The 24,271-nt window shown below is 53.1% G+C and carries 16 protein-coding genes; 6 read left to right on the forward strand and 10 right to left on the reverse strand.

The window, feature by feature from the left end; genetic code table 11:
• Positions 1-9 precede the first annotated feature (9 nt).
• The 3 genes from ACQ4M4_RS18970 to ACQ4M4_RS18980 all read right to left on the reverse strand — a co-directional run bounded on the left by ACQ4M4_RS18970 (position 10) and on the right by ACQ4M4_RS18980 (position 2,962).
• The gene (locus ACQ4M4_RS18970; protein ID WP_430686023.1) at positions 10-1,194 is read right to left on the reverse strand and encodes an NAD(P)/FAD-dependent oxidoreductase; all 1,185 of its coding nucleotides are present in this window, start codon (positions 1,192-1,194) and stop codon (positions 10-12) included.
• 279 nt (positions 1,195-1,473) lie between these two features.
• Positions 1,474-1,680 (reverse strand): hypothetical protein, encoded by a 207-nt coding sequence (locus ACQ4M4_RS18975; protein ID WP_430686024.1) that lies wholly within the window; start codon positions 1,678-1,680, stop codon positions 1,474-1,476.
• 565 nt (positions 1,681-2,245) lie between these two features.
• Positions 2,246-2,962, reverse strand: a complete 717-nt coding sequence (locus ACQ4M4_RS18980; RefSeq protein WP_430686025.1) for a CIA30 family protein — start codon at positions 2,960-2,962, stop codon at positions 2,246-2,248.
• 181 nt (positions 2,963-3,143) lie between these two features.
• On the opposite strand from ACQ4M4_RS18980, the gene ACQ4M4_RS18985 reads away from it, so the two are divergent.
• A complete protein-coding gene (locus ACQ4M4_RS18985; protein WP_430686026.1) occupies positions 3,144-3,743 on the forward strand; it encodes an ACP phosphodiesterase in 600 nt (199 codons plus the stop codon).
• A gap of 95 nt (positions 3,744-3,838) precedes the next feature.
• Here the strand turns inward: ACQ4M4_RS18985 and ACQ4M4_RS18990 are convergent, their stop codons facing one another.
• Genes ACQ4M4_RS18990 through ACQ4M4_RS19000 form a run of 3 tightly spaced genes read right to left on the reverse strand, consistent with a single transcriptional unit; the run spans position 3,839 to position 7,333 of the window.
• Positions 3,839-5,647: a PhnE/PtxC family ABC transporter permease gene (locus ACQ4M4_RS18990; RefSeq protein ID WP_430686027.1), complete on the reverse strand. Its 1,809-nt coding sequence runs from the start codon at positions 5,645-5,647 to the stop codon at positions 3,839-3,841.
• A 2-nt stretch (positions 5,648-5,649) separates the two neighbouring features.
• Complete coding sequence (locus tag ACQ4M4_RS18995) at positions 5,650-6,435, reverse strand: phosphonate ABC transporter ATP-binding protein (RefSeq protein ID WP_430686028.1); 786 nt, start codon at positions 6,433-6,435, stop codon at positions 5,650-5,652.
• A complete protein-coding gene (locus ACQ4M4_RS19000) occupies positions 6,419-7,333 on the reverse strand; it encodes a putative selenate ABC transporter substrate-binding protein (RefSeq protein ID WP_430686029.1) in 915 nt (304 codons plus the stop codon). The genes ACQ4M4_RS18995 and ACQ4M4_RS19000 overlap by 17 nt, the downstream gene beginning before the upstream one ends.
• A gap of 527 nt (positions 7,334-7,860) precedes the next feature.
• On the opposite strand from ACQ4M4_RS19000, the gene ACQ4M4_RS19005 reads away from it, so the two are divergent.
• Both ACQ4M4_RS19005 and ACQ4M4_RS19010 read left to right on the forward strand, forming a co-directional pair.
• Entirely contained in the window at positions 7,861-8,781 is a 921-nt protein-coding gene (locus tag ACQ4M4_RS19005) for a hypothetical protein (RefSeq protein ID WP_430686030.1), read from the forward strand.
• A gap of 110 nt (positions 8,782-8,891) precedes the next feature.
• On the forward strand, positions 8,892-9,236 hold the full coding sequence (locus ACQ4M4_RS19010; protein WP_430686031.1) for a hypothetical protein: 345 nt from the start codon (positions 8,892-8,894) through the stop codon (positions 9,234-9,236).
• A 60-nt stretch (positions 9,237-9,296) separates the two neighbouring features.
• Here the strand turns inward: ACQ4M4_RS19010 and pruA are convergent, their stop codons facing one another.
• A complete protein-coding gene (gene pruA, locus ACQ4M4_RS19015; protein WP_430686032.1) occupies positions 9,297-12,293 on the reverse strand; it encodes an L-glutamate gamma-semialdehyde dehydrogenase in 2,997 nt (998 codons plus the stop codon).
• A gap of 312 nt (positions 12,294-12,605) precedes the next feature.
• Between pruA and ACQ4M4_RS19020 the strand changes: the two genes are divergently transcribed.
• Both ACQ4M4_RS19020 and ACQ4M4_RS19025 read left to right on the forward strand, forming a co-directional pair.
• Positions 12,606-13,391, forward strand: a complete 786-nt coding sequence (locus ACQ4M4_RS19020) for an endonuclease III domain-containing protein (RefSeq protein WP_430686033.1) — start codon at positions 12,606-12,608, stop codon at positions 13,389-13,391.
• 245 nt (positions 13,392-13,636) lie between these two features.
• Positions 13,637-14,575, forward strand: coding sequence for a GNAT family N-acetyltransferase (locus ACQ4M4_RS19025; protein ID WP_430686034.1), 939 nt, complete (start codon positions 13,637-13,639; stop codon positions 14,573-14,575).
• A gap of 211 nt (positions 14,576-14,786) precedes the next feature.
• On the opposite strand, the gene ACQ4M4_RS19030 is transcribed toward ACQ4M4_RS19025, so the two are convergent.
• Together ACQ4M4_RS19030 and ACQ4M4_RS19035 are read right to left on the reverse strand one after the other, a co-directional pair.
• Positions 14,787-17,141, reverse strand: coding sequence for a CHASE2 domain-containing protein (locus ACQ4M4_RS19030; RefSeq protein WP_430686035.1), 2,355 nt, complete (start codon positions 17,139-17,141; stop codon positions 14,787-14,789).
• Positions 17,142-17,158: 17 nt separating this feature from the next.
• On the reverse strand, positions 17,159-18,040 hold the full coding sequence (locus ACQ4M4_RS19035; RefSeq protein ID WP_430686036.1) for a FecR family protein: 882 nt from the start codon (positions 18,038-18,040) through the stop codon (positions 17,159-17,161).
• Positions 18,041-18,684: 644 nt separating this feature from the next.
• Between ACQ4M4_RS19035 and ACQ4M4_RS19040 the strand changes: the two genes are divergently transcribed.
• Positions 18,685-20,931, forward strand: a complete 2,247-nt coding sequence (locus ACQ4M4_RS19040) for an FdhF/YdeP family oxidoreductase (RefSeq protein ID WP_430686037.1) — start codon at positions 18,685-18,687, stop codon at positions 20,929-20,931.
• A gap of 199 nt (positions 20,932-21,130) precedes the next feature.
• Here the strand turns inward: ACQ4M4_RS19040 and ACQ4M4_RS19045 are convergent, their stop codons facing one another.
• Complete coding sequence (locus ACQ4M4_RS19045; RefSeq protein ID WP_430686038.1) at positions 21,131-23,800, reverse strand: tetratricopeptide repeat protein; 2,670 nt, start codon at positions 23,798-23,800, stop codon at positions 21,131-21,133.
• Positions 23,801-24,271: the final 471 nt, after the last annotated feature.

Consider the following 24,271-nt stretch of genomic DNA (forward strand, 5'->3'; position numbering starts at 1 on the left):
CCCACCAGTTCACACAAACGAGGTCGCAAAGCGGGCGGGCGACAGTTGAGCCAGCAACCCGTCGGGCTGACCTGTAAGCTGATGGGCAAAACGGCGGGCAGCGGGCGGCAACAGCGCAAACGGATTGCTAAAGCCAGAAAAGACGTGCAGTCCGCTTGTAAACGGAATCGCCCCAACAAGAGGAAGGCGATCGCCACTAAATGCAACCAAGCAGCTAAACCATTGCCCCGGCACATGGGTCAATTGGGGCAACAAGGTGCCCACAGCACTTCGCATTGCAGCCTCGCTAGCCGATGCATCCACCATGGCATAGGGGTTGGTGAGCGTACGGCTAATTTGGCCAATGCGGATTTGGCCGTTACAAAACTGAATGGCCCCCTCATCCAAAATCGGAGGAAACACTTCATTTCCTGGTTCATCCCACAAAGCATCAACGCTGGGTTGGCCAGCCTTGTCCTCCATGGCAAATCGCTTGAGTTCGGCGGGCATGATCAGCGCTGACAGCGTAAAGTCGAGCGGCGGTGTTTCAATCAGCTCGGCCTGGGTGTAATACACCGGCACGGTAAAACCAAAGGTTTTGAGCAGGGTTCGGCTAAGCCCTCCGGCACAAATGACCACGTTGGCTGCGTTGTACGTGTGGCCTGACGCGATGACCCCCTGAATGGTGTTGCCTGAGCGCACCAGCGCTTCCATGGTGCCGGTTTGATACTGACCACCGTGCCGCTGCATGGCGTGGCGATAGGCCAAGGCGGTGAGTTCGGGGTTGACATGCCCATGTTTAGCGTGCAAAGCAGAGGCAATCGCATCGGCATTCAACAACGGTTCTAGCTCTAGCGCATCGCTGGTGCTAATGAGTTTGGGGGGTTCTGAGCACGTACTGTAGTTGGCGGCGATCGCATGTTGGTCTCGATCGGGGGCGATCGTCAGCAGCAGATCGAGTTCGCGGTACTCCACATTGTGGCCGAGTTCTTCCGCCAATGTGGGATATAAAGCTCTGGCTTCACGGCAAAGTGTTTGGGTCAGCTCGGTCGTGCCCGACCAGTAGGCAATGCCGCCATAGCTGTAGCGGGTTGCGTTTTGCAATGCTGCGTCTTGGTCGAGCAGCAAAACCGAATAGCCCGCTTTTGCAAGTTCGTAGCCCAGTGCCGAACCGGCCAATCCTGCCCCAACCAAAATCCAATCGTACGCTGTCATCCGCTTCTCCCTGATACCATCTCACCCACTGCCTATCGCTTACCACAAGCGACGACCCTTGCCCTCTGCACTCTAGCTGCTCCATCCCTTGCGTTTCATGTTTGCTCGTACCTTTGTGCTTCAGGGGGTTGTACAGCTTTAGCTCCATCCTGATTCAGGCACTAGGCGTTCAAGATTCGACCGTTAGTATAAAGAGCGATCGCCAATCGAAATCGTTGTGAGCACTACAGACACGTGAACATGATAAAGAACAGTCAGGCTAAAGACTGGATGAATCCATTAGCGAAACCAATCCAGTATCCAATTCCACACCCCCAGGACTTGCTGCCATACCTCGCCAGGGGCAACCCCCAACAAAAGCTGTAGGGCCAATACAATGACGGCAATGGTAATCGCCAACCCTAGCGTTGCCCGAACAACGCGCACCAGCCAGAAAAACACCAAAACGGTAATGATAATAGCTGCAATAAGTAAGACTGGATTCATTGTAGGTGGCTTGGGAAATAGGTCGCTGGGTTCCTAACAAGCTTAGGAAAGAGCAATTTGATTTTATATGAGTTTGCTCGTTGCGATCGCACCAGTTGCAGAGAATTCTCCATCTGCCCATACCAATGGATTCACCATTCTGTCTGTATTTTGCCTATTCTGCATTCTGCCCATGTGCGGCCTATGGATGAGACTTCCTGCATGAATCATTGAGCGACGATTATGCCCCAAAAGCCCCTTTTGTAGGATTTTATTGAATCGGTGAAAAGACAGATCAATTCACAAACAGTCAGCACATTCGTATCAACGACAGTGACTTACGAGTAGAACAGCACATGACTCAAACGATGAAACGGCTGTATGCCACTCAGTACGAAAAGCCATTCGTTTCATTGTGTAAGGCGGCGTTCTCAGCGATGGTTTATCTCCATCCTGAAATCAATTCACCAGGATGACTTGCAAAGTGCATTAAAATCCCGAAAAGCCCGCTTCCCCAGACAATTCCGAATCTTGCTTAAAAATTGAGCGCGCGATCGCCCATGGATAGTGAGAGGAGGTCAGCGAACTAAGCACGATAGGCAGCAATACTTTGCACCTGTAGCTCAAAGCGGCCGGGAGTGAAATGAGGATTGAGTGCTTTGTCAAACTCAAACTTGCTCAGCATAAGCTGCAAGGCCGTCATACAGTTGAGATGTAATGAGGCGTTGTCAACGGTTTTGGCGCGAAAAACGGCCACAAAATCGCTAAATGGCATTTGTAAGGTAATCCACTCGCCGGGTGTGGTGTCAAAAGAGTAGCAATGCGCCACACCATCCCACTGAGCTTCGGTGCGAAGAAAGAACTTGTAGCGCTGGCCGTCGCCTTTCACGTTGAGTTCGATACCGTCGAAGCCCGATAGATCGAGCGGTGGGTCAAAGTTGCGCGATCGCACCGACGCAAAGCCTCCATTGTTTGCCGTGGAAACGTATCCGCTAAACACTCCAACGCCGCTTTCAATGCGCACTCCGCTTTCGCTCACTCCGCCCATCACCACATCATCGAGCGGCCCCCATACGTCGGCCAAGTTTAAGTCGGGTTGCGAAAAGTCGAGAATGACACGGCGATTAGCAGTTTCCATCGTTTGCGGCGAAGATTGATGGGTTAAATCAACAGTTGGGTTTGGGCGGCTTCCCATCATGGCTTGAAACCAGGATTGATCACTCAGCCAGGGCACCGCTCCAAAATAAGACAAGGTTTTCACAAACCGTCCAAAATCCCACCAGTTTTTGCTTGTTTGACTCATCGCTATGCCCGGTAAAGCGTGAAGGAAATTTCGGTAAGCTGCGGTTTTTGAGCTGGCGTTTCAAGTCGGCAACTTACGTAGGCATCGTCACTGTTTCTAGCATAGCGAGCTTAGCAGGCGATCGCGTATCTCGTTAGGTTAATCTTGGGCTAAAGCAATTCACGGTTACGCAGTACGAGCAATGAATTATTTGGCGCATGCATTTTTAGCTCAGAGTGATCCAGAACTGGTGATTGGTGGATTTTTGGGAGATTTTGTCAAAGGGGCGATCGCACAGCTCTATACCCCAACGATTCGCCAGGGAATTGAGCTGCATCGCCATATCGATAGCTACACTGATCAACACGAATTGGTGAGAGCCAGCAAACAGCTCTTTAGCGCACAGCGGCGACGGTTTGCGGGCATTATGCTGGATGTGTTTTATGACCATCTGTTAGCCAAACATTGGAACCAGTATTCAACCATTCCGCTCAGACAATTTGCCCAACAGGTCTACCACATCTTGCAAAAGCATGAAACAATCCTGCCCGATCGCCTACAGCGAATGCTGCCCTACATGGTTGAACAAGATTGGCTCAGTTCTTATCAACAACTAGACTCTATCGGCAAAACGCTGAATCGAATTTCTCAACGGTTGAAATGCCGAAATACCCTTGTGAATTCGCTAGAAGAATTAGAGCAGCATTATTTAGAGTTAGAACAGCATTTCTTGATGTTTTTTCCAGAATTAATGACATTTACTGAAACTCATCCATCCCGCCAAGTATGCCAGCTCGATTGACTGCTGGCGTCATTTCTTCTAGCGTCATCTAACATGCCATTTCAAGATTCCATGCTTAAGGTTGAATCCTGAAACGTTGAATATCTAGTTCAATATCAACGGAGCGATCGCCGTACTGCCCCACTCACCGTATCCACCGCCAAAGTCAGCAGAACAAAACCACCCAGCGAAACCACCAAACCTTGATAATTGAAACTGCTGAGCTGTTCTGTCAGCAAGCGACCCAGCCCGCCCGCGCCCACCAGTCCCACAATCACCGTTTCGCGCATACAGACCTCCCATCGATACAGGATGTAGGCGAGAAAGCGCGTCAGGGTTAGCGGCAGCACACCGTACAAAAAAACGGGAACCGCAGGAGCCCCTTGGGCTTTGAGTGCCAGCAGCGGTCGCTGGTCTAGATTTTCGGTGACTTCGGCCATGAGTCGCCCTAAGATGCCGAGGTTGTGCAATCCCAGGGCGATCGCCCCCGGCAAAATGCCAGGAAACAGCACAAACAGCGTCACCAACGCCCAAATGGGAGCGGGAATCGCCCGACACACCAGCAGCACCAACCGTGTTGCCACAAGTCCGCCCCAGGCGATCGCCCGTTGTCCTGCCGAGTTGCGACTGCCGCCAAACAGCCCGCCCGGCAAAAAAAAGTTGTGGGCTGCGGGAAAGGACAACACCACACCGCCAATACCTGCCAGGGCGATCGCCACAATGGACATGGCCAACGTTTGCAGCGATAGGCGCACCAGTTGAGTGGCCTCCGCTAGCGTGATGTGAAGGGGGGTTGCGGCCTGCACAATATCTGCAAGCAGCGCTCCCGTGCGGGGCGACCAGAGCTTGCTAAAGTCTGCCCCAACGGTCCAAAAGCTGATGGGAATGAGTAGGGCTACACCACCCAGGGCGATCGCCGGCAAATGTTGCCATAGTTGATGCCTCAGCAGTAGAGATGCCTGTGCTGGATGCAGTGCGGACGGTGGTGCTGGGAGGGGAGTGTGCGCCGTGGAGCTGGAAATGCTGGGCTGGGGCGATCGCCGGGTTCTTCGCTTTAGGTTTAAGTCCAGTCGGCTGGGCGACCCCAACCGCCGTCGCAGTACAGCACTGGCGACATCAACAGAACCATTCAGCGAAAACAGCGCATAGAATAGCGTCCACAGTTGTTCATAACGCAGCGATTGCAAGCTGAGCAGAATTTCGTAGCCCAGCCCGCCCGCGCCAATAATGCCCAGCACCGCCGCCGACCGAATCGAGCATTCAAATCGGTAGAAAGTGTAAGACAACAAATCTAAAAACGCCTGGGGCAGCAGCGTGTAGAGAAACGCTGGCCCAGGAGCCACGCCGCTATTTACCAGGGCTTGAAGCGATTGACGTGGCGTTTCGTCCAGCAACTCGGAGAATACTTTGGCCACGATCGCCCCATAGGGAATGGCAATCCCCAAGATCGCCACCAGCGGATCTAGCCCAAATATGTTGACGAAAAACAGTCCCCAAATCAGTTCGTGAATGGCACGAGGAACGGCCAAAAGCCCGCGCAGCAGGTTCCAAATGGGGCGTGGCTGCCGAGAAAACACCGCCTGCCACCACACCTCCGACATTAGCACTCCACCCACCAGGCCAAAAGCCACGCTGAGGGTGGTGCCACACACGGCATAAACCAGCGTTGTTAGCGTTGCCTGCACCGTGAGCTGAGCAAACTCAAGGCTTAGGTCGGGGTGTAGGCTGGCCCGCACAAAGCTCCAGAGCTGCGGTAACCCGCCGGGGTTAACAATCGTGCCGATGGGATTTCCCAAAAACACGCCTGTGGGAATGAGCGAAAGGGCGATCGCCACCAGCGCTACGAGCATCCAACGGGTTGCGGGAGTCCAGAAGGGCGGTTTGGCTGGAGCCGTTGGCATGGGAGATAAGGGGGCGTTGGCCATGCTCACTCCCCTGGCAAGTCCGTTAGGGCATAGAGCCGCGCCAGCATGTCATCGGAAATGTGCTGAGTCGGGGCATCAAACACGATGTGCCCCTGTCGTAATCCAATCATGCGATCGCAATAACTTCGCGCCAGTTCTACCGAATGCAGGCTCACCACCAAAGTTTTGCCATCCTCTATTACCAAATTTCGCAGCAGATCCATCACTTCGCGGCTGCGCTCAGGGTCCAGGCTCGAAACAGGCTCATCCGCCAAAATAATTTGCGGATTTTGCACTAATACGCGGGCGATCGCCACCCGTTGCTGCTGCCCTCCCGAAAGCGAGTCCGTACGGGCATACAGCTTTTCGGGAATTCCCACCCGGTTAAGAGCGGCGATCGCCGCTTCCCGCTCTAGTGGATAAGCCAGCGACAGCGCCGCCTTCCACCAGGGCCACCGTCCTAAATGCCCTGCATTGACGTTGTGCACCACCCGCAACGGATCAACCAAGTGAAACTGTTGGTAGATCGTGCCAACTTGTCGCTGAATGCGCCGCCGCTGCCGTTCCGATAACCGACCCAAATTTGCTCCCAGCACCCACACATCACCCTGGGTTGGCACCAGGGTGCCATTCAGCAATGCCAGCAAGGTGCTTTTGCCAGCCCCGCTCGAACCCACCAGAGCCACCCGTTCACCCGCATACAGTTGCAGCGACATATGACTCAGCGCAGTAAATGGCCCAAAGCGCTGAGTCACCTGCCGCAGTTCCACAAGGGGCACCGCCGCAGATTCGTTACTGAATTTTGCCAATCTGCCGTCCGACTGCTTCAATTTGCGAATAGTTGGAATTTTCCGTTTCGATAAATTTGCTGGCTCCAAACAAATCCAAAATTTCCTGATGCTCTGGCACACTGGGGTCTAGCTTCAGCAATGCAGCCTGCACCTTATCGGCGAAGCCTTCGCCATAGCGCTCATCCACCTGCGGATTGACCACCCAGTGATAGTCGTAGTAGGCGGGAGTGCGCCAAACAACGCGAACCTTATTCAAATCCACTTCGCCCGCTTCACTGCGCTTTTGCCACACTTGCTCGTTCAGCACGCCAACTTCGTAGGTTCCAGCTTCAACGAGTTTGATAGTGGCGTCGTGGTTTTGAGAAAAGCCCACCTCTCCCCGAAAGTCGTTGATAGAAACGCCCGCTTCCTGCAAGAAATGCTGCGGCATTAACCGACCCGAGGTGGATGATTCACTCCCAAAGGTGAAGGTCTTTCCTTTCAAATTTTGCAAGCCCGATGCATCTTCAAACGGGTCCAATCCCGAAGCTGTGTTGGCAATGAATACACTGTGAAACTCAGCATCAATGTCTCGCTGGGCGATCGCCGCTGCCCCCGGAACTTGAAGCCGCGCCTGCACACCCGTCAGCCCACCAAACCACACCAAATCCAAATCGCCAACTTTGAATGCGGTCACAGCGGCGGTGTAATCGGTCACAGGTTTGTACTCTACGGGCACACCCAGCTCTTGCGACAAATAATCCGACAAAATGCCATACAACCGCTGCAATTTTTCCGGATCTTGGTCGGGAATTGCCCCCGTTACCAACGGCTGTGTGGCGGTTGTACCATTGCTAGCCAAGTCCGCACTGGGCGCACAGGCCGCAAGCGGCAACAGAGCAGACAACACAAACGGAAACAGCAATCGTTTCAACATAAAAATTGCACCAGAAAATTGCACCAGAAATTCTGAACCACTCTGAACCGCAAACCCTGAACTATCACGAGTATGCAACTTACTATCGTAACCTATCGGCTTTTGGGGGCTTCAAGAGATTGCTGACGTGAGCGACCGAATCAACAAAAGGCTCCAGTTTGTGATGACAAGTCAATGAGGATTGATGCCTCCACTTTGGATAGAGACGCTGGCAAACGTTTACCTATATTTATGAATACAAATAGGCGATCGCGCCGAGCTGAGCAGCAACCAATCCGACCTCCACAAACCTTAAAAAATTGCTCTAATTCGCTCCCACCAAGCCTTTAGTTGGAACTCTACCTGTGACAGAGTACACATATTGCAACAACTGTTAAAGTCGTTGGTATATCTCGACTTAACAGTTCAACCTTCTTGATCTATCAACTTGACCTAACCATCAATTCAGTCAAGGGAAGAGCAAACAGGCGAGGAGCAATAGCAAGATTCTTATATCCAAGACTTGCTAGTTAGCACTCTTCAAGGAAATGGCAGCAATGGACGGCAGTAGTGTTTCTCAAAAAGCATCTTTATCAAGTCTTCCTATCAATTTGATTCGAGCTAGGATTTGGTTGTTAGGCAATCTCTTGCTGGTCTTTGGTCTATTAGATAGAGCCGTATCCATCTACGCAGATAGCTACGTCAGTGCTCAAGAATTTGTGCAGCTCACCATTCCAGCTTTGCTGTTGATGAGCTGGCTGTATCTCAAGCCTGAAGAAGATTGGGTAGATTCGGGATTGGAGCATCTACAGACCTATCATGAGCAGCCTATTTCTCAGCGAGATAAAGCGTATCTCAGCACAGCTCAACACCGCATGAATGAGCTGAAGAATCTGCATCAAATCAGCCAACACTATACGCTGCCCTTTCCGTATCTTTGCCAGATTTATCATCTGCTCAATCTCAAGCATTTGGAAAATGTGCATGGCTTTAGTCTCAACAATTTGCGAGTTGTTGAAATCAATGAGGTGAAGCCAACTGCGATTGGTGGGGCCATTAAGTTCAGCACTGTTTTAGATTCATCGATAAATGCGTTGCGAATTTGGCGACAGCCTGTAGTCGAGGTGGACTTGGTGCTGCATACACCCTACATGGTCGAACTCACCATACCGGTCTATCAGGAAAAGCGCATTACCGTCATTTTCAATGTTTGGCCAATTGATGAAGATCACCATGAATTTTTGGTTGATATTTACACCGATCTAAAGTGGCCCAAACTCTTACTGCAAGGCATCCTACATTTTGCAGCCAGTCTTACCCTGTTCGAAGACTTGCCGTATCTAAAAAAGCTTGCAGATATGAATACAAAACGACTTTTCAATGTTCGTGCTTCTGGCCATAGCACGATGTGGTTGTTCAAGCGATTTGCAGATCTATATGGCCCAAAACGCCGCTTAGGCGAGCGTTGAGTTCAAGAGATTCCATTCACTTTGAAGAAAGACTCATGCTCTTTCACGATGAAGGGTGTTCTACAGTTTTGAGTCAGCATCCCTCGCAATACATGAAGAAGGATTGAACGATGCATACTGATCGAGGGTCTGTTTCTCCATCGAAAGCGACCCATCAACTGTCTTCCAGACATCGGGTTTGGCTGTTTGGTACATCCGCCTGGATTGTTGGAATTATCGATCGCACCCTGGCGACCGTGTTGACAGGAGAGTTAACGATCGCCCATGGAGTTCAGTTAGGGTTAGCGATCGCCTTCTTTATTGGGTGGCTCTATCTCAAGCCGGCCAATGTTCTGGGTTCCCTCATCAACCGATCAGAAGAGGTCGCCCCGGCCAAGTTTGAGATAGCTGAAGTGATGACAGACATCCAGCCTGAACGAGACACAGCAACGACAGGCGAGGCCGCAAAAGATTAATTGGCATTGCGGACGAAGGAATTGTAGGGTAGGCAGTGCCCACCCTACGTGGTTTTCAACCTATTGCTCTGCACCGTCGATAGGAGCAAACCCTTGGCGCTGAATGTTTTCGGAGATGTGTCGAGGCTCCAAGAATTGCAGCAGATAGTCTGGCCCACCTGCCTTGGAACCCACCCCCGAGAGCTTAAAGCCACCGAAAGGTTGCCGCGCTACGATCGCCCCAGTAATGCCCCGGTTAATGTACAGGTTGCCCACCTCAAACTCATCTTGCGCCCGCTGAATGTGGGATGGCGTACGGGAGTAAAGGCCACCTGTGAGCGCAAACAACGTACCGTTTGCGGCCTCCATTGCTTCCTCAAAGGTTTTCACTCGAATGACCGCCAGCACCGGACCAAAGATTTCCTCCTGGGCGATTTTGGCAGTGGGCGAAACATTGGTGAAGATCGTAGGGCCAACAAAGTAACCGTGGTTCGGGGCCGGCATTTCCAGCGCGACGGTGGCTTCCTCCTTGCCTTTTTCGATGTAGGCCTTGATGCGATTTTGGGCAGCCGCATCAATCACCGGGCCAACTTTTGTATCCGGCTGGTCGGCAGAACCCACATGCAATGACTTGGTTGCTTCCACAAGCCGATGCACAAACGCCTCGTAAATCGGCTCTAGCACAATCACCCGAGAACAGGCCGAGCACTTTTGGCCACTGTAGCCAAAAGCGGAATAGGCCACGCCCGCCACGGCCTGATCCAGGTCGGCGCTCTCATCCACAATGATGGCGTTTTTGCCGCCCATCTCGGCGATAACGCGCTTAAGGTGGCGCTGTCCCGGTTGCAGAATGGCCGCATCGGCATAGATGCGACAGCCCACTTCCTGCGATCCGGTGAAGGTGATCATGTGGACATCGGGGTGCTTGACCATATGCGCGCCAACGGTGGAGCCCTTGCTGGGAACGTACTGGAACACACCCTTGGGGATGCCCGCTTCTTCCAAAATTTCCGCCAGTTTGGCTGCGATGACAGAGGCAGTTTCCGCAGGCTTGAGCAGGGTGCAGTTGCCTGCCACCAGTGAGGCGACTGTCATTCCTGTAGGAATTGCCAACGGGAAGTTCCACGGCGAAATGATGAGGGATACGCCACGCGGCTGGTAGTGGTAGCGGTTGGTTTCCCCTACCACGTCGTAGTTTACGCCTGCATCCAGGCGTTCCATCTCGGCGGCGTAGTAGCGGCAAAAGTCGATCGCTTCGGACACCTCGGGGTCACCCTGACCCAACACTTTCCCGGTTTCCAACACCATCCAGGCGCAGAGTTCAGCGCGGCGAGCTTCCATCAGGTCGGCCGCCCGACGCAGAATCGCGGCTCGTTCCTTGGCGGGGGTTTTCTTCCAGGCAGGAAAGGCTGCTTTGGCAGCGGCGATCGCCTGATCGGCTTGCTCCACAGTCAGCAGCCCAACTCGTCCCACCACCTCATCGGGATTAGACGGGTTGAGGGAATCGACAAAATCGAGCGTATTCACCCGCTCACCATTCACAATGGGGAGGTAAGTTTGTCCGAGCTGTTGGCGCACCGTTTCCACAGCGGCGAGATGTTCGGCACGTTTGACGGCCTGGGCGTAGTCAGTATCGGCAGCGGGCGAGAAGGGAATGTTGGAGGAATGGTTGGGCGCGTGAGCAGCGGGCTGCGCATCTTCTGGTTGCAGTTTAGGAATGGCAAGCAATTCCTCAGTTGGTTTGTCTTCCAGGTTTTGCCGCAGGAAGGAGGTATTTGCAGTGTTTTCCAGTAAGCGGCGGATGAGGTAGCTCATGCCAGGAATGAGGTCGCCATAGGGACAGTACACCCGAATGCGATACCCCTGCGCCACCAATGCTTTCGCGAGTTTGTCGGCCATGCCATAGAGCACTTGCAGCTCAAAGCGGCGACGGGGAATGTTGAGTTCCTGGGCAATGGCGATCGCATAGGCCTGAGAGCGCACGTTGTGGCTGCCGATCGCAGCGTACAGATACTCGTGATTCTCTAGCAGCAGGCGAGTCAGCTGCTCAAAGTTGTAATCGGTCGATTCTTTGCGCTGAAAGACCGGAACGTCCCAATGCTGCTGTTCGGCTTTGATCGTTTCCTGATCCCAGTATGCGCCCTTGACTAAACGAATGGTGATGGGTGTGCCACGCTGCTTGGCCCACTCAATCAGGCCTTTGAGATCTTGCTCGGTATCCCTCAAATAGGCTTGCAGGGTCACGCCAATATCTGACCGAGTGCGGAATTCCTCTTCCATCAGCACTTCTTTAAGAATGGCAATGGTGAGGTCTTTGTAGGCGTACTGCTCCATATCGAAATGGATGGCGGCACCCAATTCCTTGGCTTTGCGCAGCAGAATCCGGGCGCGATCGCACACCTGTTCCTGGCTTCCCTTGGCATCCAACGGATCAAACTGGGAGTAAAACGCCGTCAGCTTGACCGAGACCTGCACCTTGGGCAGCGCTTCTCCATCGGCTTCGTCAATTTGCGGCACCGTTTTCCAGGATTGGGAAGCGGCGGTGAGTTGCTCCAGCAGTTCCATGTAGCGATCGAGGTAGGACTGCGCTTCCACCTCGGTAATCACGGCTTCCCCCAAGAGGTCAATCGTGAAGGCCATTTTGTCTTTGCGCAACTGCTCAACGGTTTTGATCACCTGTTGAATGGTTTCGCCGGAAATGTATTTATGCGCCAGGGCTTCGGTGGCACCCGTTACCGTGGTTGCAGCGACCTGCCCCGGCATAGAGTCAGCGTTGGCAAAGTTGAGCAAGCCTTTGAGCGCACTAGGAAGTTCTACATCCTCCTGGCTTAGGTATTCCTGCATGTGGCGGGCAATTTCGGCTTTGCTTTGCAGCGAGGGCAAACAATCGATGAAGCGGAAGAGTTGCACTCGTAGACCAGGGTTGCTCATGGCAAAGCCCAGCATCTTGTCATCCCAGCGCATTTGATCGCGCATTTGGGCAAAAAAGGAGCGATTTTCCCGAGTTGCCGCGAGCAGTTGACGGGCGATCGCCTGAGTCTTGGATTCGTAAGCCGTGTTAGAAGCTTGGGTAACCACGGATGATTAAACTCCACATTGATTCTGGATGAACGGATTCGCGGAAGTTGAAGGGGGGTTGAACAGGTGAGGCTCTCATGAGCCACAATCCCCTATCTTCCATTGTTCTGATTAGGAACTCAAATGGGTTTTAAGGTTTGTTATTAAAATGATTCAGTTCGTTAGGGTTTGGTGCATGCAGGGCGATCGCCCCTCCAGCCCTAATCTCTTCCTCTTTTTGGATGTTCGGCTTTCCTGCATTTTCTACGCTGAATGCAGTTGGCCGCTTGTGGCCTATGGTCGCAACCTAATCCACCCCCTCATTGGCATTCCATGGCTTCTACCCCATTTCATCAGCCCTCCTTTCTAGAGCCTCAAACCTCCCAGTCCTCCACCCCTTCGAGCGAACCACTCCAGCAAAAAGCTTTGCTGATTCACGATCGCCTCTGTGCCGTTTACGGCTGTCCTATTGCCTATTTCCATAACCTAGACCCATTGAGCGAACTCGTATCGTCTCTGCTGTCGCATCGCACCAAAAATCGTGATTCGGGGCGGGCCTTTCGGCAACTGCGCGATCGCTTTCCCACCTGGGAGCAGGTACGAGATGGGGATGTTGGAGAAATTGAGGCAGCGATCGCCCCCTGCACCTATCCCGAAGTGAAAGCCCCCCGGCTCAAGCAAATCCTCCACGCCATCCAGCAAGAACAAGGTCAACTCACCCTCGACTTTTTGGCCAATCTTACCGTGCCCGAAGCCCGGACTTGGCTCGAAAAACTTCCTGGCGTCGGCCCCAAAACCAGCGCGGCGGTGCTGTGCTTTAGCAACTTGCGTCGTCCGGCATTACCTGTTGACAGTCACCATCATCGAGTTGCCCAACGGCTGGAGTTAATTCCGGCATCGATGGCGGTGGGGCCATCCCATGGGGTATTAGCCGCCCAACTTCCAGCCCACTGGAGCGCCCAACAAGTCTACGACAATCACGAGGTATTGATGCTCCATGGGCAACGGGTGTGCCATTACCGCAATCCCAACTGCAAAGCTTGTGCTGTATTGGATGTCTGCCCCTTTGGCCAGCAGCGCATGGCCACATCATCCGTTCAAAACGACCCGTCGAGATGAGGCTGGATTCACTGCGCTGCACCCAGCATTGCCAATCCATTTGAAAGCCACTGGACTTACGCATTGGTGTTGTGGGTTAGGGTGCGAATCACCCTAACCCACAACACCAACACACCAGATTTAGTGAGCTTGCGTAAGTCCTGATCTATTTGAAATCGAATCGCGAAAAACTTTTAAACCGTAAAATTGAATTTCTAGGCTGTTCAAGCTTGATACACTAAAACTCAATCTCATCTGAAGTCATTATGTCTCCTAACGTTCGTCCATTACACGAGGGAGAATTATCGACGGCTGATCATATCTTTCGGCTGGCATTCGGTACGTTTGTTGGCTTGCCGGAACCGACTGCCTTTGCTGGAGATGCGTCTTACATTCAGCCACGATGGAAGGTAGACCCAACTGCGGCGTTTGCAGCAGAGATGGATGGTCAACTGGTTGGATCGATCATTGCGCTGAATTGGGGTAGCGTTGGCACCTTTGGGCCACTCAGTGTGCATCCCCAATTTTGGAGCCAGGGCATTGCGCAGTGCCTGATCGAGGCCGCGCTCGACAAATTTTCGCAGTGGGGAATTGAGCAGGCTGGGTTGTTTACGTTTCCCAATAGCCCCAAGCACCATGCGCTGTACCAAAAGTTTGGGTTTTATCCGCAGTACCTCACGTTTGTGATGGGGCGGCCCGTTCAGGCAGATCCTGCATGGCGGATATCAACTTATGCAGCAGCTGAAGCAGATGTGCGATCGCACATTGTGCAGCAATGCACTCACATCACCGATAGGATTTATCCCGGTCTGGATGCAACCCGCGAAATTGAAGCCGTGCACACTCAAGCCTTGGGTGACACGGTTTTGTTGTGGCATGGTGACGAGTTGACAGCGTTTGCGGTGTGCCACTGCGGAGCCGGAACTGAAGGCGGCAGCGGCACCTGCTATGTCAAGTTTGCTGCGGTAAAACCGAGTGACCACGCTGCTGAACACTTTGCGCAACTGCTCAACCAATGCGATGCGTTTGCAGCCAGCCAGCAGGCAACGAAGCTGATTGCTGGAGTCAACACCAGTCATACATCTGCCTACACATTTATGGTGCAGCAGGGATTTCGCACCGAAATTGTAGGAGTGGTGATGCAGCGCCCCAACATACTGGGCTACAGACGCCCCGATGTGTATGTGCTAGATGACTGGCGTTGAAAATTGCCCTCCTAAAAAACGTCCGTTTCGGTTAAGAGCTTTTCTGATGGTTGCGCGACGTGCACTCCCCAGAAAAGCCCATTTTTGTGTGCGCGTTGCGCACGCAAAAACGGTCACTTCAGCTTATCCAGAACTCAGGTTGAAAAAGGAGGTGACAGCTATTCAATCTGAGCTATCCCACCTGAACTAACACTGACGTTTGATCTCGCTGCTAAATTGATGTTGGGCGATCGCTCCCTACTGCTAAAAACTGGATGGTAAAAGCAGTCACATTATTAGCACTGTGGACATCGATATGACCATTCAAATGTTCCACCAAATTTTTCACGAGGGCGAGCCCTAATCCAGTGCCGCCTTGATGCCACCGATCGTTATGGGGAATGCGATAGAACTTCTCAAAAATTTTGGGAAGCTCGGCTTCTTCAATTTCTGTTCCAGAATTTTGCACGGTAATATGCACATGCGGAGCAACAAACTGAACCCGAACAGCAATTTCGTGGTGGGGTGGGGTGTATTTACAGGCGTTGGTTAATAGCTCGGTGACGAGGCGCTGCAAGCTGTGATAGTCCGAAAGAATGGGAGGCAAGTCTGGGGCAATGTGCGTTTGCAATTGCTGATCCCGTACTTTAACGCGATGTTCAAACGGTTCAATCATGGAGGGTAACCAGTCTTGCAAAAGCATGATTTGCATGTCAAACTCGCGTTTTCCTGCTTCCAGCCGTTGCAAATCCAGCAGATCGTTCACCAGTTCAGTTTCGCGATCGCACTCATCTTTCAAAATTTGTAGGTACTTGGGTTGTTCAGTAGGGTCTGCATATTCCAAAAGCTGAATCACCACATTGATATTGGCTAAGGGCGATCGCAATTCGTGCGACACGGTGCTCAAAAAATCATCCTTCATGCGATTAAGCTGATTGAGTTCTTGAATTTGACGATTCAAATTCGATTCAATTTGCTTGCGCGCAGTAATATCTTCAATGAGTAACATAAAACCATCTGGTGGCTTTCCTACAGCATTTCTCAATGCGTGATCCAATGATGGTGTCGCAGCGTGATCGCTGGGTGAATGAGGATGATAAATTAACGGTTCCCATCTCAGTTCAAACCAGCGTTCGCTGTAGTAATGTTCGCTAGGGATTGGCAGGATGTTACAGGCTAGCTGATGCAGGATGGTATACCATTCCTCTGGCTTGATCCAGTGCGTTGCCAATGCGGTGGTTAAGGTTGTGCCAACGGTAATCTGCAGCAGCGATGTGGCCGCAGGGTTGCAGAACCAAACATTACCATCCAAGTCTGCTGCCACAAGTCCAATGGAAAGGCTGCGGGCAATCGCCGCCTGAGTTGATTGTGATCGGCCAAACTGTTCGGCGATCGCGGCCAGTTGGGCTACCCGCACCATCGAGGAGGGCAAATCGCGCCATGCAGCCTCCCGTTTGAAAGGGGGCTTCAGCGAGTGCTGTTGGTCATCGAACTGATACACCACATCTTTACGATACAGATTCCACAGGCTCGCCACCTGATGGTGCAGCAAAATGCTTTCTTCCAGGCGTTCGCTCAGCGCTACAGCCGCCGCCGTTAACATAAACAGCGTTAGCGGCATGGCTACAGTCGGCAAATAGTTGGCCTGAAACAGCATCATGCTTACCCCAGCCCAGGAGCCACACAGCATTCCAATTCCCAAAAGCTGATAGCGGGTTTTCCAACGGGCCATTGCCCAACTCAGTCCTGGGCCTCCCACCAGCAAGATTAGCCATAGCCATTGTTGCGGCATGGGTTGCAGCAATGTATCTTGCAACAGGTTATTGAGGACTGTGGCATGCAGGTACACGCCACTAATGGGAACATCCGGATTAAACGGAGTGATAAGCGTGTTTAGACCTGTGGCCGTTACCCCCAACAGCACAATCTTGTCTTGAAACATGGCGGGAGAAACGCGCCCATTGAGCACATCGATAAACGATGCGTGGGTTAAGCGGTTTGGGGTGCCTACCCAGTTCACCCATAGCGGTTTCTCCAATGAGGGGAGATCGATCACTTCTCGGGTCAGGCTATACACATGGGCCGTTGCTAGCCCTAGCATCAGCTGCCCATCCACCTGGGGAATCACTTGACGAATCATGCCATCGCTATCGGGCATGGTGAGAACATGTCCGGTGGCGATCGCCCCTGCCTGTAGCTCTGGAACTGGAGGCAGGACATCTCCCGATTCAGCTCGGGTTTGAGACAGCACAACTCGATTGAGCTGGGCGATCGCCTCTGCCAGCGCCCCATCGGCATCGCTCGGTTCAGACCAAATCAAGCTAATGGCCACCACACTAGGATCGCCCGCCGCCAGCCTATTCAACAAATCGGCATGCAGCTGCCGTGACCAAGGAAACTGGCCCAACGCCTGTAGGCTGGCGTCGTCAATCGCAATGACCACAATGCGCTCATCCCAGGGCAGCTCGCCGCGCAACCGAAACAGCCCCGTGTAGGCAAACTGCTCAAGAGGCTGCAATAGGGATAGATGAAACAGCCATCCTACAACTAAAGCGGTGACGCCTCCAGGAAGGATGCGCCAAGCCATCTGGCGAATCCTTCGGTTCATATAGAAATGTCGAAGATGTAATCTTGCCGTCGGCCAAGGGGAGTAATGACACTAATGCGGGGCGATTGTTGCCCTCGCTGGGGCGAGAACAAAAGGGTAAATTCACCATCTCGAGTTGTGGTTTGAGGGCGACCCTCGACCAAGACAGTGTTGACTGGATCAACCTGGCCTACCAGCCGCACCTGACGACGACCGTTGACAATGATACGGTCTATCCGCCGTTGCAAACTCGTATCGTCGCGCAGGGGAACAGCAGGCGAGGGGGGCTCTCCTGGAATGGTGAAGTTTTGAAAACCAGCAGAGACGGGGACGATTTCTCCTTGGGCTGCAGTCTCAACGCTTCCTTCTAAAGTTGCAACACCCGTTTTTCCACTCTGCTGCACAGCAACTCCAAATTCGGTTCCACGTACGGCGCTAGTGCCGGCTGGAGTCTGAATTTCGAGTTCTGAGCCAGGATTGGTAAACTGTCGAATTTGCAGGCGAACTTGCCCCTGCGACACAAACAGGCGGGTGATGCGTCCATCGTCGGGAGCATAGGCTAGTGCTTGCACCTGTACACGAGTGTTTTCGGTAACGTTGACAAAGCCAATTCCGGTATCAACTGCCAGGATTGCAGTTGCACCAGGGGCTGTGGCAATTCCGTCGCCAACTGTTTGCAGGCGATCGCCCACCCGAGCTGCACGCGAACTCCCCCCCTGAAAGAAATTCACAGTTCCCGAAATTTGTCGAACTTCAATCCACCGATTGACCCGGACTGGCACAACTTGCGACACAGCACTGGTAAAAGCCGTTACTGCCCAGAAAGCCAGCACTGCCCATGCCAAAAACATGAGCGATCGCCTACTACGTCGATCGATCGTGTTCCACCAAGCCCTCACAGCGTTATTCAAGTTGCACTCGACCTAAAATTTCCTGATGGGCTTATTTTAAGGGCATCCCGCTGCTTACACTTGCGAAATGTGGCGGTAAGTTATGAACGGTTAACTCCGTAAAGTGGCGGAATGTAAACTCTACACGGCTCGCGACCTTGAAGTTTGTCAATCTTTAAAATTGCGATAGATTGCAATAAATTACGGTATGTTGCGATCGCCTCCACTAAGCTTGCAGTTATGGGCTGGATGGGCTGTTGGGTTAGGTTTCACAAGTCCAGTCCATCACCGACGGTTGCATCGTGCAGCAAGCTAGGGAAAGAATAGGCCCCCTGCATCAACCGTCGTACGACTGAGCCGTGCGCGGTTTGTGCTTCAAATCATGCATCAAACAGTCACTTGCCCAGAAACAGGACGAACGTAAGTCCCCAAAATACCAGGCATTTGTGCTGTGGGTTCGTGTGCTTTGCATCCTACCCACAGCACAAATGCATGAGCCCTGAGGATGTCGCCAACCTCCCAAAAATCTATCAACCGATTCTAGATAGAGCAAAAATTTACGAACCAGGGAAGAGAGTTACGGTGAAACCCCATGTTGCGGGCCAGAACGCGTTATAAAGCAAACAGAAGCGTGATGCGATCGAGACAGGTGTATGGTGACCGATCCCCAATCTCCAAACCCCGATGTGCCAAGTGCCGGTGGCGGGTTGCCAGTCATTCAATACTGGGCAGAAAAAACGTTATCACCCCAAGGCCCCAAAATTTGGCAGGTGCTTAACCACAAGAGCGCTTGCCTATCCTGTGCTTGGGGCACGGGCGGGCAAAAGGGCGGGTTCATGAATGAAGATGGCGAGATCTTGCAGCGCTGTATGAAAAGCGTAGAAGCGATCGCCGCCGAACTGATGCCTCCGGCGCAGTTTCACGAACGCTACACCTTATCAGAACTGCAACAGCTCAGCTCGATGGAGTGCGATCGCCTGGGTCGGCTGAGTGTGCCGCTAGTGCGTCGGGCCGGGAGCGATCGCTACGAGCGCATCAGTTGGGAAGAAGCTCTAGACCTAGCGGCGGCGGCCTTTCGAGAGAAGCGGCCTCACGAAATTGCGTCCTACAGCTCTGGGCGATCGTCCAATGAGGCGGCGTTTCTCCTACAGCTCATGATTCGGGCACTTGGGTCGAACAATTTGGCCGACTGCTCCGATCTGTGCCATGCGCCCTCGACCGTGGGGCTTAAGCACATGTTTGGCTCGGGCACCTCCATGGTGAGTCTGGATAGTTTGAAGCATGCAGACTGTGTGGTGCTGATTGGCTCCAATGCTCCGGCCAACCATCCCCGCCTGATGAACGAGCTGATTCAACTGCGCGATCGCGGTGGCAAAGTCATTATCATCAACCCCATGATCGAGGTGGGATTGGTCAAGTTTGGTTCTCCGGCTTTTCCCATCAAGTCTTTGCTGTCAGGCGGTTCCGACATTTCCTCAATGTATCTACAACCCATTCCGGGCAGCGATGTTGCGGTGTTTGTAGGGCTGCAAAAGTCTTTGATTGAGCAGAACTTGGTACCGTGGGAGTACCTAACCGCCCACACCGACGGGTGGGAAGCTGTGGTGCAGCACGCCAAAAACATATCCTGGGACGCAATTACTACAACCTGTGGGCTGTCAAAAGAAGAGTTAGATTTTACCGCTCGCACCATTGGGCAAGCCAACGGCACGGTGTTTGCCTGGGCGATGGGCGTTACCCAACAGGCCAACGGGGTAGATAACATTTGGGCGATCGCCAATACTGCCTTGCTCACGGGCAACTGTGGCAAGCTGGGCGGTGGCACCATGCCAATTCGGGGCCATTCTAATGTGCAGGGCTTTGGCTCTATGGGTGTTGCGGCCCAACTGCAAGATACCTTACGGGAATCGCTAGAAACATTACTCAAGCGTCCGCTAAATCGGGAGCCCGGCTACGATACCCGCGCCCTCATCGAGGCGGCAGAGGCCGGCACTGTGCGCACGCTGCTGTGTTTAGGCGGCAACCTCTACGCCGCCAATCCCGACCTGCGCCAAGCGAAGCGCGCCCTCGGCAATATCGATACAGTCGTGTATCTCGCAACCAAGCCTAATTTGGGACACTTTCACGGTTTAGCCTGCCAGAACACGCTGCTGCTGCCCGTCTACAATCGGTTTGAAAATCCTCACAAAACGACTGCCGAATCGGGCAACAATTTTGTTCGGCTGAATGATGAAGGCAAGACGCATCTCGAGGATGCGGATCTCATGGCTGAGGTCACGTTTTTGGGCGAGTTGGCGTATCGGATTCATGGCGATCGCCCCATCGACTGGCGCAACCTGCAAGACCCTCGTTACGTGCGGCAGCTCATTGGCCAAACGATCCCCGGTTACGAAAAGATGAGTGCGATCGACGCCACCCAACAGGAGTTCACCATTTCGGGTCGCATCCTGACATCGCCCACCTTTGGTACGCCCAACGGCAAAGCGCAAATGATGCCCACGCCCCTACCCGATCTGTCGATGCCTACACCCCAAGAGCTAGGCATTTCAGATTCTGTCCAGGGGATCATGCTGGCACTAGGCACAGGCCGCAGCTACTCCCAGCACAACACGGTCGTGTATCGAGATGGCGACAAATATCGCGGGATGCCCCATCGCAACTGTATTGTGATGAATCCAGTGGATGCGAAGCAGGGTGGATTTCGGGCGGGCGATCGCGTCACCGTGCAGGGCAACGCAGGCCAGCTCGATCAAGTCGAGGTGGTATACGGTGCCATCCGTCAGGGAGCGGCCATGATGTTTTACCCCGAGGTCAACGCTATTTTTGCCGCCCCGGTCGATCCACGCTGCGGCACTCCTGCGTTTAAGCGAGTTCCAGTGATGGTGTATACCAAGCCCTAGAGCTGTGCCGAGGTCTCCTCATCCCATAGCAGCCAACCCTTCGAAGACCCAAAGTTGGGTTAAACCTGAGTTGCGGTTCAGGCTGGTTGGAGTGGCGACACGCTATGCAACCGTCCCAACCACCCATTTTTGCGTATCCAAAACTGACGTGGTTCAGGATGGTTCAGCCGATTCATCCCTCACTCAGGTTTCGCAGCGATTAGTTTTCGTCTTGAAAGGCGGATTCCCTGGGGTCTGACGTGCCGTTTCGACTCGGGATCGAAGGGGTTGCCGTCGTTCCGTTGGCTTCGTACACCGAAACCGAATCGGGCAGGCTAAAGGGGCTGAGGTCACCCAAGGACGAATGGGAAGCGGGAGCTGATGCCGGTACCTGAGACAGGGCCTGACGCAGGGCTTGCAAGCTATTAAAGGCTTTGCGGGCATTGGCCTCGTGGCCCCGTTGGGTAAACAAATCCAGGGCCATTTCCAAATCGGCGATCGCGCCCTGATAATCTTGGCGTTTGGGGCGGGCCAACCCGCGATAGTAATAGGCCGAGGCCGAGTTGGGAGCCAGCCGCAGCGCTTCGTTGTAGTCAGCGATCGCGTGCTCCAGATTTTCCTGCTGTTGCAGCACCATACCCCGGAAAAAGTAGGCGATCGCGGCACGGGGTTGAGCTTGAATCGCAACGCTGAGATCGGCAATGGCCCCAGCGCGATCGCCCAGCTCCAGTCGTAGATAAGCTCGGTTGCAATAGGGCGAAACCTGCCGCGAATCGAGCTGAATCGATTTCTGGAAATCGGCTAACGCTCCATCGCGATCGCCCAGGTCATACCTGACAATGCCCCGAAAATTGTAGGCGATCGCATCATGGGGAGTTGACCCAACAATGTGGTTGAAATCGGCCAAGGCCCCATCGCGATCGCCCAAGTCATACCGAGTAACGGCACGGTTCCAGTGTGCAGCCACATCATCGGGGTTCAGTGCAGCCTCATCGAACTGATGGATGAGCTGCTGCACCAATTCCGAATCGGTCGTTTTGAGCTTAAGCGTCATGTTGGGCAAAGTCGCCATACCCGCCAGCGCTTCGTCAACTCCCAACACCGCATAGGCGCGATCCGCCACCAAAAAATTCTCGCGGGTTCCCAAAATTTTGAATTGCAAGGCATTGGGGTGCGATCGCTTAAGTTCCAAAAAGGTCTTGAGCGTATGGTGCAAATTGCTCTGTTCCAGTGGATAAATTTGCCAACGCTGGTTAATAGGAGCCAAAAAACGCTCGGTTGTGCGATCGGCATGATGACACCAGCCCAAATCCAACCGCTTTCCCTGAGCCAGAAATGCCTGCATCTTGCTCACCAGCCCATGATCGATCCCATCGTGGTTCAACCATGGCAACACCAGAACCAACCGCTCCTGGCTTTGCTCTAGCGCAGCTTCCAAGACCGTGCGGCTAGAGGGTAACCCATTCGTCAGGCTCTGACCCGTCATGGCAGCAGGCGACGCAAAATCCACAACAAATTCATACTGGGGACCGACCTTGTGACGGAGCAACTGTTGATTAATCGCCAACAGTTCGCGCTGTACTGTTGCTTCCAACTGTTGCTGAAAGGCTTGTCCCTGAGGCAGTCCTTGGAGCTGGCGCTGCAACTGGGCAAATTCCCGTTGCACAATCTGTTCCAGCCGTTGAGAAAACTCGCGCGTGGGTTCTGGTGGTTCTGGAGTTGGGGGCAGGGGCTGAGCGTCAGAGCTGGTTGGTTCTGTCAGCAGCAGGCGTAACTGGCGATTGATGTGGTTTAGTTCCGATTGCAGCATACTCTCGATTTGAGACTGAAAGGCTTGCTGCTGCTGCAATGACTTAACCTGAGCCACCAGCCCACCAAAATCCTGCCGTGGTACCAAGTCAGTGACCACGTTCAACAGGCGACTCATTTCTTGACTGAGCGATGTGGCATCAAAAGGGGCGGGAAGCTGGTGAACCTGCTCGGTGAGCTGATTAATTTGCTGCTGCAAATGAGTGAGGGAGGTGTGAGAGGGCTGGTTTTGCAGCTGTTTGTTGATGTCTTGAATGGTGCGCCACAGGGTTTCTTCGGCCTGAGCTTGTGATTCTTGCTGCTGTTGCAGCATTTGCAGTTCGTTCAGTAGGGTTAGCCACTCCCGTTTGGGCACCAAATCCGACACCAGGCGAATCAGTTCCGACACTTTTTGCTGCAAGGCGGTGGCATCAAAGGGGGGTGGCAGCTTTTGAAACTGGCGGTTCAGGTGGTTGATTTGGTCTTGCAGGGCGGCTAACGAGGGCTTCGTATAGTCCGACAGTTTGCTCATGCTGTGCTGCAAAGACTCGGCTTCGTGGCGTAGCTGTTCGAGCGATCGCTCCAGCGCATCAATCTTGCCTGCATTGCTAGCGTCTTGCCACTGGGCCGTAACTTGGTTGATGTGATCGGTTAACCTTTGATAGCGCTGCTGTAGCTGAGCAACCTGGGCACGAATCGGGGCAACCGACTGGGCTTCCATCACAATCAGCCGTTGGTGAATCTCGGCCTGGAGCGATCGCAGATCGGTCGCTAAGTTTTCTGCCAGTTCGCGATCGTTGCTGTACACGAGCCGCCGCAGACTGGTAATCATTTCAGGAGTGGGCAAGCGCGATACCTGCTGATTCAGCATGGCGACCTGAGTGGAAACCTTTTGATCGACAGCTTGCACCTGGGTCGTAATTTCATCCTGAGTTGCCGACTCCAGCCGTTTTCGGTTGGCCAAGTTTAGCAACACCAGCATCGATAACGGCGCAGAGGTATATAGCAACTGTGCCGACACCAGCGAAGCGACCGTTCCGACTCCCAACCCCAGCAGGCTGGCATATTCTGCAAGATCAAGCCAACGATGTGTTTTTACCAACGTTCTCCAGCCTCCGGCGTTTATCCGATAGAAGTCCCCAAAACCGAATCCATACTCAAAGCGTTGCCCTTGTACTTGCAACCTTGATGCCCCATCCGTCGTCTACACGGTCACTGCATTTTTTAAAAAATCCTTGCCAGCCAAAACTTTTCTCAAAAAATTACCTGTTTTATCCATCTGGCGATCGCAACACTCATAGGGAAGCCATGCCCAAGCTCCGCCGGAAAGCGCTCCATAGAAGTGGCCTAGTCCGTAGCTTGTGGCTTACTTGTTTATTCCACCCATCGAGTTTGGGATCAGGAAACCCTCTCATCCTTCCTGACAACAACATCAGGCTGAGCCAAAACCGATATTCCGCAGGTTGCTGGGAATTAATTAAGCAGGTAGTAACGGCAGTAAGGTAGGCCCAAAAGTTGGATGATTTTAGAGCGCTCATCCATCAGATTACTGACCTGCTGAGCTTGCCCGATT

Origin of the sequence: Leptolyngbya sp. AN02str (assembly GCF_050565595.1) — a bacterium.
Classification (GTDB): domain Bacteria; phylum Cyanobacteriota; class Cyanobacteriia; order Elainellales; family Elainellaceae; genus Kaiparowitsia.